The sequence below is a fragment of the Mycobacterium sp. SMC-16 genome, assembly GCF_046250085.1.
GTDB lineage: Bacteria > Actinomycetota > Actinomycetes > Mycobacteriales > Mycobacteriaceae > Mycobacterium > Mycobacterium phocaicum.
The window spans coordinates 5,170,881-5,183,686 of the sequence record NZ_CP176427.1 but is presented as its reverse complement, the minus strand read 5'-3'; the positions used below and the strand labels follow the sequence as shown (position 1 = coordinate 5,183,686).

The window sequence follows — 12,806 nt, the reverse complement described above, 5'->3', positions numbered from 1 at the left end:
AATTGCCCGGCCTGTGGACAACTGCGCCGGTCCATGAAGTTAGGGGAATTCACGAATGCTGTCCGATAACGTGCGTGCCGAGCTCGCCGCCGCGCTGGCCCAAGCCGAGCGCAGCCGGGTCGCGATGTCGCCGATGACCGACGCCTACGCCGACATCGACGTCGTCGACGCGTACGAGATCCAGCTGCTCAACATCCGTCAGCGGGTCGCGGAAGGTGCCCGCGTGGTGGGACACAAGGTTGGTCTGTCCAGCGAGGCCATGCAGAAAATGATGAATGTGGATGAACCCGATTACGGGCACCTCCTCGACGACATGCAGGTATTCGAGGACCAGCCCGTGCTGACCTCGAAGTACCTCCTGCCGCGCGTCGAGGTTGAGGTCGGGTTCGTGCTGGCCGACGATCTGCCGGGCGCCGGCTGCACCGAGGACGACGTGCTGGCCGCCACCGCCGCGTTCGCGCCGGCCATCGAGCTGATCGACACCCGCATCACCAACTGGCAGGTCAAGTTGTGCGACACCATCGCCGACAACGCGTCCTCGGCCGGCTGGGTGTTCGGCAAGGAGCGGGTGTCTCCAAAGGACATCGACATTCGGAACATCGACGCCGTGCTCAAGTGCAACGGCGAGGTGCTGGGCGAGGGCCGCAGCGACGCGGTGCTCGGCAACCCGGTGACGGCGGTCGCGTGGCTGGCGCGCAAGGTCGATCAGTTCGGCGTGCGTCTCAAGGCCGGCGACGTCGTGCTGCCGGGTGCCTGCATGCGGGCGTTCGATGCCAAGCCGGGTGACGACTTCGTCGCCGAATTCGCCGGATTGGGTTCTGTCCACCTGTCTTTCGCGTAATACCCAAAGTTTCTATAGAGGAGTGAGCATGCCGTCCAAAGCGAGCGTCGCGATCGTCGGCTCGGGAAACATCAGTACTGACCTGCTGTACAAGCTGCTGCGGTCGGACTGGCTCGAGCCGCGCTGGATGATCGGTATCGACCCGGAGAGCGAGGGCCTGGCCCGCGCCCGCAAGCTGGGTCTGGAGACCAGCGCCGAAGGGGCGGACTGGCTGCTGGCGCAGAGCGAGAAGCCGGACTTCATCTTCGAGGCCACCAGCGCATACGTGCACAAGGCGTACGCGCCCCGGTACGAGGAAGCCGGCATCCGCGCCATCGACCTGACCCCGGCCGCCGTCGGCCCGGGCGTCATCCCGCCGGCCAACCTGCGGGCGCACCTGGATTCGATGAACGTCAACATGGTCACGTGCGGTGGCCAGGCCACCATCCCGATGGTCTACGCCGTGTCGCGTGCCGTCGAGGCGCAGGGCGGCGTGCCCTACGCCGAGATCGTGGCGTCGGTGTCGTCGGCGTCGGCGGGCCCCGGCACCCGGGCCAACATCGACGAGTTCACGAAGACCACCAGCGCCGGCGTGCGCAACATCGGTGGGGCCCGGGACGGCAAGGCCATCATCATCCTGAACCCGGCCGAGCCGCCGATGATCATGCGCGACACCATCTTCTGCGCCATCCCCGAGGATGCCGACCACGCTGCCATCACGCAGTCGGTCAAGGACGTCGTCGCCGAGGTGCAGACCTACGTGCCGGGTTACCGGCTGCTCAACGAGCCGCAGTTCGACGAGCCGTCGGTGGTCAACGGTGGCCAGCACGTCGTCAGCATCTTCGTCGAGGTGGAAGGTGCCGGCGACTACCTGCCGACCTACGCTGGAAATCTGGACATCATGACCGCCGCGGCCACCAAGGTGGGCGAGGAGATCGCCAAGGAAATCGTGGGAGTCAAGGCATGAGCACCGCACTGCAGCCCGGAGACATCTTCTTCGACGCCGCCTGGGACGTCCGCATGACGGACACCTCGCTGCGCGACGGTTCACACCACAAGCGCCACCAGTTCACCGGTGACGAGGTCCGCGCGATCGTCGGCGCGCTCGACAACGCGGGTGTTCCGGTCATCGAGGTGACCCACGGCGACGGACTCGGTGGTTCGAGCTTCAACTACGGGTTCTCCAAGACCCCGGAGCAGGAGCTGATCACCATCGCGGCCGAGACCGCGAAGAACGCCAAGATCGCCTTCCTGATGCTGCCGGGCGTGGGCACCAAGGAAGACATCCGCATCGCGCAGGGCAACGGCGGCTCCATCTGCCGCATCGCCACCCACTGCACCGAGGCCGACGTCTCGATCCAGCATTTCGGCTTCGCCCGTGAGCTGGGCCTGGAGACCGTCGGCTTCCTGATGATGAGCCACACCATCTCCCCGGAGAAGCTGGCCGCGCAGGCCCGCATCATGGCCGACGCCGGCTGCCAGTGCATCTACGTGGTGGACTCCGCGGGTGCGCTGGTGCTCGAAGGTGTCGCCGACCGGGTCGGCGCGCTGGTGGCCGAACTCGGCAACGACGCGCAGGTGGGTTTCCACGGACACGAGAATCTCGGTCTGGGCGTTGCCAATTCGGTCGAGGCCGTGCGCGCGGGTGCCAAGCAGATCGACGGTTCCTGCCGCCGGTTCGGTGCCGGTGCCGGTAACGCTCCGGTCGAGGCGCTCGTCGGCGTGTTCGACAAGATCGGCGTCAAGACCGGCATCGACTTCTTCGACATCGCGGACGCCGCGGAAGAGGTTGTCGCCCCGGCCATGCCGGCCGAGTGCCTACTGGACCGCAACGCGCTCGTGATGGGCTACGCGGGTGTGTACTCCAGCTTCCTCAAGCACGCGGTGCGCCAAGGCGAGCGCTACGGCGTGCCCGCCCATGAGCTGCTGCTGCGCGTCGGCCAGCGCAAGCTGATCGGCGGCCAGGAGGACCAGCTGATCGACATCGCTCTCGAGATCCAGCGCGAGCGGGCCGAGGGCAAGTCCTAGTTCTCTCCCGCGAGCGTGCGTGTTTGTACCGCGACACACCGTGTTTCGCGTACATTCTGCGCACGCTCACGCGCGGCGAGGGTGACGTAATTGCCCGCCTCGAACCCACCAAAAACGCCGGCCGCCCCGAACGGGACGGCCGGCGTTTTTGCGTAGCCGGGTCAGCTGTTGACGGAGTCCGCGTCGGTCTCGCAGCGCGCCACCAACTCGGCGAGCGCCGCCGGCAGCTGATCGGCGATGGCGTGCGGATCGGAAACCTGGTCGGTACAGGCGAGCACGCAGATCTGCATGCCGCCCTCGTAGCTCCAGCCGGTGATGTTCATGCCCATCGGGAAGACCAGCGGGCCGGTCGAGATGAGCTTCTCGACCGGGGCGCCGCCGAAGTACAGCGTCTGCTGCGGGCCGCGCATGTTCGAGGCGATCATGCTGAACATCGGCCGCTTCTTGACCCGCGCGCCGATGGTCGGCAGCACCCGCGAGTACACCTTGAACAGCGGCCAGTACTCCATCCAGTCGTGCTGCAGCCAGGCGTCGCGCTCGCTCTGCACCTCGCGGGCGGTGGCGGTGTTCGCCGAGATGGTCTTCAACCGCTCGACCGGGTCGGCGACGTTGGTGGCCAGTTCGACGTTCCACCGGGCCACCTTGTTGCCCCACCGGTCGCCGTCCTGCGGGCGCATCGACACCGGCACCACGGCCGTCATGGTGTCGTCGCCGACGGGACCGCGGGACGCCTGGTACTCGCGAAGAGCGGTGCTGCACATCGCGAGGAAGACGTCGTTGACGCTCACGCCGAACGCCTTCGACACCCGCTTGATCTGGTCCATCTCGACGTTGATGAACGCGAAGCCGCGGCGCGCGGTCAGCGGTTCGTTGAACGGCAGCGCCGGCGGGATGAAGGCCTCGGCGTAGCCGGGCTTGCCCGCCTTCTGCCGGTTCTGAATGGTGCGGGTGACCTTGGCCGTGCGGGCCAGGACCTTCGGAAACTTGGTGAGCGACTTGACCTGCTGGCGCGCCACCATCGGCAGCCACTGCGCGGTCGGCGGCCGGTGCTCGTCGGACACGGGCCGGGCCGACGGCTCGGGCAGCCGGTCGGCGGGGTCCTGGCTGTAGAACTGCTCGAGCAGGTTCAGCGACGCCATGCCGTCGGCCACCGCGTGGTGGATCTTGAGCACGAGGGCGATGCGGCCGTCGGCCAGTCCGTCGATGTACCACAGCTGCCAGGCCGGGCGGTTCCGGTCGAGCGGCTCCTCGAAGAGCTTGGCGATCTCCGCACCCAGCTCGCGATCGGTTCCGGGCGCAGCGGCCGTGGCGCGCTTCATGTGGTAGTTCAGGTCGCCCCGCGCGCGGGTGATCCACCACGGCCGGCCGGCGCCGAATCGCGGCGACATCAGCTGCCACTGCAGGGGCTCGACGCGGTCGACGAGGCCAGGCAGTGCGGCCCGCACGGCGTCGAAGGTGAGGGGCTCGTGGCCCTGTGCCGGATCGAGGACGACGGCCTTGATGGTGTGCTGCGGCTGGACGGCACTTTCCCACGCCAGGAAGCTGTTGTCCTCGCCCGATAAACGTCGCATACATCACTATGAAGCCAAAAATGTGAGCCAGCGGACATGTTGTCTCGTTGATTGGGAACTACCTCTGAATTTCGGCTCGTCCCGCGTTTAGCGTGCTCACCATGAGCTGACTCGGCGTCGCGACGCGGAGCTCGAGGGCTCCGCCGGGACAGCACGATCGGGAATGGAGTAGGGATATGCAACTGAGGAACAGCCGGGTTCTGGTCACCGGTGCCAGCCGTGGCCTGGGCCGGAACATCGCACAGGCGATGGCCCGCCGCGGCGCCGACGTCGCACTCGTCGCGCGCAACGCCGAGCAGCTCGAAGAGCTGGCGAAAGAGTTGGGCGGCAAGGCATATCCCGCCGATCTGATGGATCCGGCGGCGGTCGAGGAGCTGATCGGCCGCGTCGAGGCCGACGGCCCCGTCGACGTCATCATCAACAACGCCGGTGTGGACCGGGTCGGCCGCTTCTACGAGGCGTCGTCGGAGGATGTGCGAGACCTGTTGCAGGTCAACCTGATTGCTCCGATGGAGCTGTGTCGTCAGGTGATGCCGGGGATGATCAAGCGCGGCCGTGGGCACATCGTCAACGTGTCCTCGATGGGCGCCATCTCCACCGGTCCGGGCGTCACCCTGTACGGCGCGTCCAAGGCCGGCCTCAGCCACTTCACCGCCGGCATCCGGTCAGAGCTGCGCAACAAGCCGGTGGGCACCACGCTGGTGCAGATCGGTGAGGTCAAGACCGACATGATCGATCACATCCGCTCGTTCGGCCCTGCCCGCCGCACCATCGAGCGGTCCCTGAAATTCCGCATGATCCCGCAGGAGCCGCTGGACGCCGACATGGTCGCCGAGGCCATCGCCGATGCCGTCGAGAAGGAGAAGAAGCACGTCATCCTGCCCAAGCGCATCGCGGCGATGGCCTACCTCACCGAGACCCCGCGCCGGGTCTCCGAGCTCATGCTGACCGGCATCGACCAGGACAGCGACTGACGATGGATCTCTCCGGCAAGGTCGCGATCATCACCGGCGCGGCGCGCGGTCAGGGCGAGGCCGAGGCGCGGCTGTTCGCCGAGCGCGGCGCGCAGGTCGTGCTCACCGACGTCCTGGTCGACGAGGGGGAGGCGGTCGCCGCGTCGATCGGCGCCGCCGCCCGGTTCCAGCGGCACGACGTCGGCAGCGAAAGTGATTGGCGCGCAACGGTCGAGCTGGCGCTGAGCGAGTTCGGCCGGGTCGACGCGCTGGTCAACAACGCGGCCATCTGCACCGTCGAACCACTGCTGGACCACACCGCCGAGTCGTGGGAGCGGCAGCTGCGCGTGAACCTGATCGGGCCGTTCCTGGGCACCAAGGCTGTCGTCGAGCCCATGCGTGCGGTCGGCGGCGGCGCGATCATCAACGTGTCCTCGCAGGCCGGTCTGCAGGGCCTGGCCGGCTACAGCGCCTACGGCGCCTCGAAGTGGGGCCTGCGGGGCTTCTCCAAGGTCGCCGCAATCGAGCTGGGCCCCATGGGAATTCGGGTCAATACCGTCTACCCCGGCATGATCGACACCCCGATGGTGGCGCACCTGCCGATCGAACGCGGCCCCGGCGGGCACCCCGGTGCGCCGCTCACCCGCGTCGGCGCCCCGGAGGAGGTCGCCGAGGTGGTGGCGTTCCTGGCGTCGGACGCGTCGTCGTACATGACGGGTGCGGACCTTGCGGTCGACGGCGGCGCGAGCGCGGGTCGGATACCGGTCGTCCCGACGTAACGAGCGACTTGTCAGACTCGCCCGGCAAGATGGGCGCATGGCCGGGGACGAATCCACACTGGCGCCGGACCGCAAGCGGCGGGCCGGGTCGATGGAACTGTTGCTCATCGCCCTCACCGCACTGGCACTGTCGGGTTCCTGGGTCAGCGGTGTCCTGACCGACCATGCCCGCCTGGCGGCCGCGGCCACGGTGTTCTGCGGCGTCTTCGTGCAGGCCCTGCCGTTCCTGGTGCTGGGTGTCATCGTCAGCGGCGTGGTGGCCGCGTACCTCACGCCGGAGCGGTTGGCCCGCCGGTTGCCGCGCCGGCCGGCGCTCGCGGTGGCGGTGGCCGGTGTCGGTGGTGCCGCGCTGCCCGGATGCGAATGCGGCTCGGTGCCCGTGGCACGCCGGTTGTTCAGCGGGGAGACGGCCGGGGCCGCCCTGACCTTCATGTTGTCCGCACCGGCGATCAATCCGGTGGTGCTGGTGGCGACGGCGGTCGCCTTCCCCGGCCAGCCGCAGATGGTGGTGGCGCGCTGCGTGGCGTCACTGCTGACCGCCGTGGTGATGGGCCTGCTGTGGCAGCGCTGGGGCCGCACGGCATGGGTGACCCGCACGCTGCCCACCCACCACGACGAGGGTGCCTCGCGCTTCACCGTGTTCACCGAGGCGGCCCGGCACGACTTCCTGCAGTCCGCCGCCTACCTGGTGGTCGGCGCCGGCGCGGCGGCGGTGCTGCGCGCGGCCGTGCCGCCGTGGGTGTTCGAGCACGTGGCCGGGAATCTGGCTGTCGGCGTGGCGACCATGGCGCTGCTGGCCGTCGTACTGGCGCTGTGTTCGGAGGCCGACGCGTTCGTCGCGGCGAGCCTGACCATGGTCCCGTTGGTGCCGCGCCTGGTGTTCCTGGTTGTCGGACCGGCGGTGGACGTCAAGCTGTTCGCGATGCAGGCCGGTGTGTTCGGCCGGCCGTTCGCGGTGCGGTTCGCGCCGGTGACGCTGGTGGTGGCCACGGCATGTGCGACGGTCGTCGGGCTGCTGCTGCTCGGGGGCGCGTCATGAGCCGGGAAACACAGAACATCCTGGTGCTGTTGATCGGGCTCAGCGCGGGCCTGATCGCAGTCAAGGGCACGTACCTGAATTTCGTGAAACCGGCGCTGTTCCCGTGGCTGCTGGTGGCGGCGGTCCTGCTGGTGGCGCTTGCCGTGGTGTGCCTGGTGCGGGATCTGCGCCAGGGGCCGCCGGGCGGGCATCACCACCGGGGACTTCTGGCGTGGCTGCTGCTCGTCCCGGTGGCGCTGACGGCGTTCGTCAGCGTGCCGCCGATGAGCGCGGTCGGCGCCGAGACGGTAACCGCCGCGGTGGCGCCGCCCAAGCGCGCCTTCCCGCCGCTGCCGGCCGACGGCGCGGTGCCGCTGCCGGAAGTGGTGCTGCGGGCCGCTGCCGATTCCACGAAAAGCCTTGAGGGACGGACCATCACCGTCACCGGTTTCACCATGGGCGACGATCTGGCCCGGGTCGTGATCGTGTGTTGCGCCGCCGACGCGCAACTGGCCCGCATTCACCTGACCGGCGCACTCGGTACGCACCCGAACGACACCTGGCTGAAGGTGCAGGGCAAGGTGGTACCGGGGACGTCCAATCCGTCCACGAATTTCGTCCCGACCATGGAAGTGACCAGTGCCGACCCCATACCCAAGCCCCGCAACACCTACGCGTACTGACGCGCAGGCCCTGCTGGAACAGCTCGCCGGCCCCGGCGCGGTGCTGCGCGACGACCAGTGGGTGGCCATCGAGGCCCTGGTGGTCCAGGGCCGCCGGGCGCTGGTTGTGCAGCGCACCGGGTGGGGCAAGTCGGCGGTGTACTTCATCGCCGCCAAGCTGCTGCGGGCCGCCGGTCGCGGCCCGACCGTCATCGTCTCGCCGCTGCTGGCGCTGATGCGCAACCAGGTGGCGGCCGCCGAACGCGCGGGCGTCCGAGCCGCCACCATCAACTCCAGCAACGTCACCGAATGGGACGAGGTGCATCAGCGCGTCGCCTCCGGCGATCTCGACGTGCTGCTGGTGAGTCCGGAGCGCCTGAACAACCCCGACTTCCGTGACGCCGTCCTGCCCGCATTGGCCGCCGACGCCGGGCTGGTCGTGGTCGACGAGGCGCACTGCGTGTCCGACTGGGGGCACGACTTCCGCCCGGACTACCGGCGCATCCGCACCCTGATCGGTGAGTTGGGTTCGGGCATACCGGTTCTCGCGACCACCGCGACGGCCAACGACCGCGTGGTGCAGGACGTCGCCGCGCAGCTGGGCGTCGGAGGCGGCGATACCCTGGTACTGCGCGGGGGACTGGACCGGGAATCACTTCGCCTGTCGGTGGTACATGCCGGGGGACCGGCGCAGCGGGCGGCATGGCTTGCGGCGCATCTGGATTCGCTGCCCGGCTCGGGCATCGTCTACACCCTGACGGTGTCGCAGGCGCACGATATCGCCACGCTCCTGCGCGAGCAGGGGCACACCGTCGCCTCCTACACCGGCTCCACCGAGACCGCCGAGCGGGAACAGCTCGAAGCCGATCTGCTCGGCAACCGGGTCAAGGCGCTCATCGCCACCTCGGCGCTGGGCATGGGGTTCGACAAGCCGGACCTGGGCTTCGTCGTGCACCTGGGCGCTCCGTCGTCGCCCATCGCGTACTACCAGCAGGTCGGCCGTGCCGGTCGCGCCACGTCGAGCGCCGAGGTGATCCTGCTGCCGGGCAAAGAGGACGCCGACATCTGGCGGTACTTCGCGTCGGTCGCGTTCCCGTCGGAAGCCTTGGTGCGCAAGGTGATCGGCGAACTCGAATCCGACCGGGCGTTGTCCACGGCGGCCCTGGAACCGCTGGTCGACCTCAACCGGTCGCGGCTCGAGATGGTGCTCAAGGTGCTGGACGTCGACGGTGCGGTGCGCCGCGTCAAGGGCGGCTGGATCAGCACCGGCCAGCCGTGGTCGTACGACGAAGAGCGTTACCGCAATCTGGACGCCGCGCGGCAGCGTGAGCAGCAGGCCATGCTGGACTACCAATCGACGACCGAGTGCCGAATGGTGTTCCTGCGCAGTCAGCTCGACGATCCCGAGCTCGACGGCCAGGGCTGCGGCCGGTGCGACAACTGTGCGGGTGCGCGCTACACCGCCGACGTCGATGTGGAGGCGGCATCGGCGGTGCGCGAGCAACTGATGCGGCCGGGTGTCGAGATCGCCCCGCGCAAGCAATGGCCGACGGGGCTGGGGTCCCTGGGGATCGGGTTGTCCGGACGCATCTCCGGTGGTGCGGAACCGGGCCGCGTCATCGGGCGCCTGACGGACCTGGGGTGGGGAGCTCGGCTGCGCCAGTTGCTCGACGGGCCCGACGGTGAGGTTCCCGACGCCGTCGTGCAGGCGGCCGTTGCGGTCCTCAAGGCCTGGAACTGGAAAGAACGTCCGGTGGCCGTGATGGGTCTGGATTCCGAGCGGCATCCGCAACTGATCGGCTCGCTGGTCACCCGGCTGGCGGAGCTCGGCCGGCTGCAGAACCTGGGCACGCTGTACTACCGGCCGCAGCGGCGGCCTGTGACGGCGGCCAACTCGGCGTATCGGGTTGCGGCGCTGGTGGATTCGTGGGAGGCGCCCACGCTGGACGTGAGCGGTCCGGTGCTGTTGGTCGATGACGTGGTCGACACCGGCTGGACCCTGACCATGGCGACGCAGGTACTGCGGACCGCCGGGGCGCCGGCAGTGCTGCCGTTCGCGATGGCATCGGTCAGCTGACGGCGGACCGCCATTCTGCGTAGAGTCCGTCGATCAGCTGGGCGACCTCGTCATAGGTCTCCCAGGTGTCCGGCTCGCCGTACCTCTCGCCATGACGCGCGACGGCCGGGACGTTCCGGTACCCCGAGAGGTAGGCCCGGTACCCGGCCTCGGTGAAGGCGTTTCCAGTGTCGGTCAGCATCGACGGGTCGATCTGATTGACGCAGTATCGGCGCAGGTACTCGCCGGGGGTGATGGTCCGGCTGTGCAATTCGGTTGGATTGCAGTCGGATTGGGTGAGGCCGTGCAACGCCAACCACGCCATGAACATGCCGATGTGAGTGCTGGCGGCGGCCGTGTCGAGGTCGAGTTCGCCCACGCTGTCGTAGTGCCACTCGGCGTCGTCATACGTCATGCTTCGAGCCTACGAGCGTGGCACGTGGGTCCCGGACGCCAATTTCAGTGCCGGCGCAGCCCGAGCTGGTCGACCACGGGGTCGACGCCGATCAACTCGATGTCGCGGCGCCGCAGCTGCTCCCACTGGGCACGGGTCATGGTGAATTCGAGCATCGTGTCGAAAACCCCGCGCCGCGATTGCCGTGACGAGCCGGTCTGTACGTAGGGCAGCGACCGCGTGACGCCGAGTGATGCCGCGTTGTCGTGCCAGGCGGCGGTGCGGGCGACATCGGCGTCGAACCCCGCGAAGATCAGCTGCAGCGCGGCCGTGCGCATCTCGCGGCCGAGGCCGCGACCCTGATACCGGCGGCCCAGCCAGGAGCCGGTGCACACGTTCCGGCTGGCGGGGAAACCGTTGGCGGTCACCGTGCAGACGCCCACGGCGTCGCCGCCGACGATGACGGCCATCGGCACGTCCCAGTGCTCCGTCGACACCTCGGCGCGGGTCTGCCGGAAGTACTGGACGGTGTTGCGTTCCAGGTCGGGGGAGACCGCATCGGTCCAGGGGACCGTGAACGGCATGGTGGCCGGATCGTGGATGCCCTTCGCGGCCAGCTGGGCGAGTTCGTCGGCCAGTTCGTCGGTCACATGGCAGAGCCGCAGAACCGGAGTGATCACCTCCAGTTCCGCCAGTGGCCAGGGCGAAGAGCGCATGCCCCATATCAGCACAACCGAGCTAATTCACGAAAGCGAATATTTGCCGCTTCGGGACGCGCTGACCTGCAACTTTGGTCGCTTGTGTAACAGCTTTATCGGCCCGAGCGAAACACACCCAGAGGCCGGGGAAGACCGATGCGGCCAGGACAAAGGAGGATTCCATGACTCGTGCCGTGCCATTCGGCCGTTCCACCCTCGGCTTCATCGCCCTGGGCGCTGCCTGTGCCGCGATCGTCGTGCCGCGTGCATCGGCCGATCCCGTGAGCCCGACGTCGCCGACCACGTCGGCCACCGCGTCGCCGACCACGACCGCGACCACCGCCGCGACGCCGACGACCTCGGCGACGCCCACCACGTCCGCCACGGCGCCGTCGACCACGACGACGACCACCGTCGCTCCGGCCGCGACCGTCGCCGACTGCAGCACCGCGACGCTCGCCAAGACCATCAGCTCGGTCACGCTGCAGCTGTCGGACTACTTCGCCGCGCACCCGGACGCCGACAGCTCGCTGCTCGACGCCACCCGTCAGCCGGCGTTCACCGCGATGAGCCAGTTCGACAATTACTTCAAGGAGCACCCGGACCAGGCCGACGCACTGCGCGGCATCCAGGCTCCGCTGGCCGCGTTCAAGGACCGCTGCGGCCTGCAGGTCGCGCCGACCGACGCCCTGGCGGTCCTCAACGGCGTCTAGTCCTCGCCCGCCGAACGTGAGCGAATGTGTTTATCCGCCAGCGGATTTCGCGCACGGACTCACGTTCGGCCGGGCTGGGACCCGCCGAGTTGCGCCGTCAGTGTCGCGGCGGCGGCCACGAGCCCGCGCGCTCGCTTGCTGATCTCCGCGTCGGTCAGGGCATGCCCGATCTGCAGTGACAGCACCATCACCTGGCGTTGGTGATGGTCGAAGACGGGCGCGGCGATGACGCTGATGTCGTGCTTGGCGCGCCCGCCCGACGCGGCGCTCGATTCGCTGGGCAGATACACGCGCTCACCGATGTCCGAGACCAATTCGCCCAGCAGCACCCGTAATTCGTCGGGCAGGTTGCTCGACATGCCGGCCATCATGGCGTACAGCCGCCGGCCGCCCGGCGTCAGCCGCTCCACGAGATAGCCCGACTCGCGGCACTCGGTGATGACCCGTTCCAGCCGCGCGCTGTCGGTGCGCAGGGGGATCGTCGGCTCTTTGGCCAGCCAGTCGCGCACCGCGCGCTCGTCCCACAGCACGAACATCAGCCCCACCGGCGGGGCGAACGGGTAGCTCTGCCCGACCTGTACCGGTTCCGGACTGCCGTGCGGCGCAACGAGTTCCAGCAGAGTGATGCGGTCGTCGACGACCGCCGACAATGCCGCCGTGGCGTCGAAGGCCTCCGACAGCCGGCGCAGTTCCGCCCGCGCGGCGGGGCTGATGCGCATGGACTCCTGTGCGGTGTGGCCCAGCGTGATCAACCGCGGGCCCAGCCGGTAGGTCTTTTCGGTCGCGTCACGCACCAGATAGCCGGCGTCGGCGAGCGTCGTGACGATGCCCAGGCAGGTCGGCTTGCTGAGGTCGAGCCGACGCGCCAACTCGGACAGCCCGAACTGTTCCTGGGGGTGACTGGCCAGGAAATCCAGCACCGCGACGACGCGGGCGGTGGGCGGCGACGCGCGACCGGTGTCAGTCATGGCAAGGAATGTACGACATCGGTCCAAATATGGACCGTTCTGTCGACGTGTGAATGTCGGGACGGATCGGGACGAAGTCGCAGGTCGACTGGGACGACCGAGCGGGGCGTCATTGACGACTACTGCAACACGTTCTACTCTTCAGT

The 12,806-nt window shown here is 68.6% G+C and carries 13 protein-coding genes; 9 read left to right on the top strand and 4 right to left on the bottom strand.

Annotation, left to right across the window (positions count from 1 at the left end; translation table 11 throughout):
* Nucleotides 1-55 precede the first annotated feature (55 nt).
* Genes ACJEIK_RS25300 through dmpG form a run of 3 tightly spaced genes read left to right on the top strand, consistent with a single transcriptional unit; the run spans nt 56 to nt 2,848 of the window.
* On the top strand, nt 56-841 hold the full coding sequence (locus tag ACJEIK_RS25300; RefSeq protein ID WP_212807219.1) for a 2-keto-4-pentenoate hydratase: 786 nt from the start codon (nt 56-58) through the stop codon (nt 839-841).
* A 28-nt stretch (nt 842-869) separates the two neighbouring features.
* The gene (locus ACJEIK_RS25295) at nt 870-1,787 is read left to right on the top strand and encodes an acetaldehyde dehydrogenase (acetylating) (RefSeq protein ID WP_061003838.1); all 918 of its coding nucleotides are present in this window, start codon (nt 870-872) and stop codon (nt 1,785-1,787) included.
* Complete coding sequence (gene dmpG, locus ACJEIK_RS25290; RefSeq protein WP_212807218.1) at nt 1,784-2,848, top strand: 4-hydroxy-2-oxovalerate aldolase; 1,065 nt, start codon at nt 1,784-1,786, stop codon at nt 2,846-2,848. Before ACJEIK_RS25295 ends, dmpG begins: the two co-directional genes overlap by 4 nt.
* A 161-nt stretch (nt 2,849-3,009) precedes the next feature.
* Here the strand turns inward: dmpG and ACJEIK_RS25285 are convergent, their stop codons facing one another.
* Nucleotides 3,010-4,419, bottom strand: coding sequence for a wax ester/triacylglycerol synthase family O-acyltransferase (locus ACJEIK_RS25285; protein ID WP_409430463.1), 1,410 nt, complete (start codon nt 4,417-4,419; stop codon nt 3,010-3,012).
* Nucleotides 4,420-4,595: 176 nt separating this feature from the next.
* Between ACJEIK_RS25285 and ACJEIK_RS25280 the strand changes: the two genes are divergently transcribed.
* Genes ACJEIK_RS25280 through ACJEIK_RS25260 form a run of 5 tightly spaced genes read left to right on the top strand, consistent with a single transcriptional unit; the run spans nt 4,596 to nt 9,908 of the window.
* Complete coding sequence (locus ACJEIK_RS25280; RefSeq protein ID WP_267324133.1) at nt 4,596-5,393, top strand: SDR family oxidoreductase; 798 nt, start codon at nt 4,596-4,598, stop codon at nt 5,391-5,393.
* Nucleotides 5,394-5,395: 2 nt separating this feature from the next.
* Complete coding sequence (locus tag ACJEIK_RS25275; RefSeq protein WP_409430462.1) at nt 5,396-6,151, top strand: glucose 1-dehydrogenase; 756 nt, start codon at nt 5,396-5,398, stop codon at nt 6,149-6,151.
* A 37-nt stretch (nt 6,152-6,188) separates the two neighbouring features.
* Nucleotides 6,189-7,190 carry a permease gene (locus tag ACJEIK_RS25270; RefSeq protein ID WP_409430461.1) on the top strand — a complete coding sequence of 334 codons (1,002 nt, stop codon included), beginning with the start codon at nt 6,189-6,191 and terminating at the stop codon, nt 7,188-7,190.
* On the top strand, nt 7,187-7,852 hold the full coding sequence (locus ACJEIK_RS25265; protein ID WP_267324131.1) for a TIGR03943 family putative permease subunit: 666 nt from the start codon (nt 7,187-7,189) through the stop codon (nt 7,850-7,852). The genes ACJEIK_RS25270 and ACJEIK_RS25265 overlap by 4 nt, the downstream gene beginning before the upstream one ends.
* Nucleotides 7,809-9,908: a RecQ family ATP-dependent DNA helicase gene (locus tag ACJEIK_RS25260; RefSeq protein WP_267324130.1), complete on the top strand. Its 2,100-nt coding sequence runs from the start codon at nt 7,809-7,811 to the stop codon at nt 9,906-9,908. Before ACJEIK_RS25265 ends, ACJEIK_RS25260 begins: the two co-directional genes overlap by 44 nt.
* Here ACJEIK_RS25260 and ACJEIK_RS25255 read toward each other — a convergent pair.
* Both ACJEIK_RS25255 and ACJEIK_RS25250 read right to left on the bottom strand, forming a co-directional pair.
* On the bottom strand, nt 9,901-10,302 hold the full coding sequence (locus ACJEIK_RS25255; protein WP_267324129.1) for a hypothetical protein: 402 nt from the start codon (nt 10,300-10,302) through the stop codon (nt 9,901-9,903). The two genes, ACJEIK_RS25260 and ACJEIK_RS25255, sit on opposite strands and share 8 nt — an antisense overlap.
* A 44-nt stretch (nt 10,303-10,346) precedes the next feature.
* Entirely contained in the window at nt 10,347-10,997 is a 651-nt protein-coding gene (locus ACJEIK_RS25250) for a GNAT family N-acetyltransferase (protein WP_409430460.1), read from the bottom strand.
* A gap of 164 nt (nt 10,998-11,161) precedes the next feature.
* On the opposite strand from ACJEIK_RS25250, the gene ACJEIK_RS25245 reads away from it, so the two are divergent.
* Nucleotides 11,162-11,692, top strand: a complete 531-nt coding sequence (locus ACJEIK_RS25245; RefSeq protein ID WP_234785491.1) for a hemophore-related protein — start codon at nt 11,162-11,164, stop codon at nt 11,690-11,692.
* Between the two features lie 59 nt (nt 11,693-11,751).
* Here the strand turns inward: ACJEIK_RS25245 and ACJEIK_RS25240 are convergent, their stop codons facing one another.
* Complete coding sequence (locus ACJEIK_RS25240) at nt 11,752-12,660, bottom strand: IclR family transcriptional regulator (RefSeq protein WP_267324127.1); 909 nt, start codon at nt 12,658-12,660, stop codon at nt 11,752-11,754.
* Between the last annotated feature and the right edge of the window lie 146 nt (nt 12,661-12,806).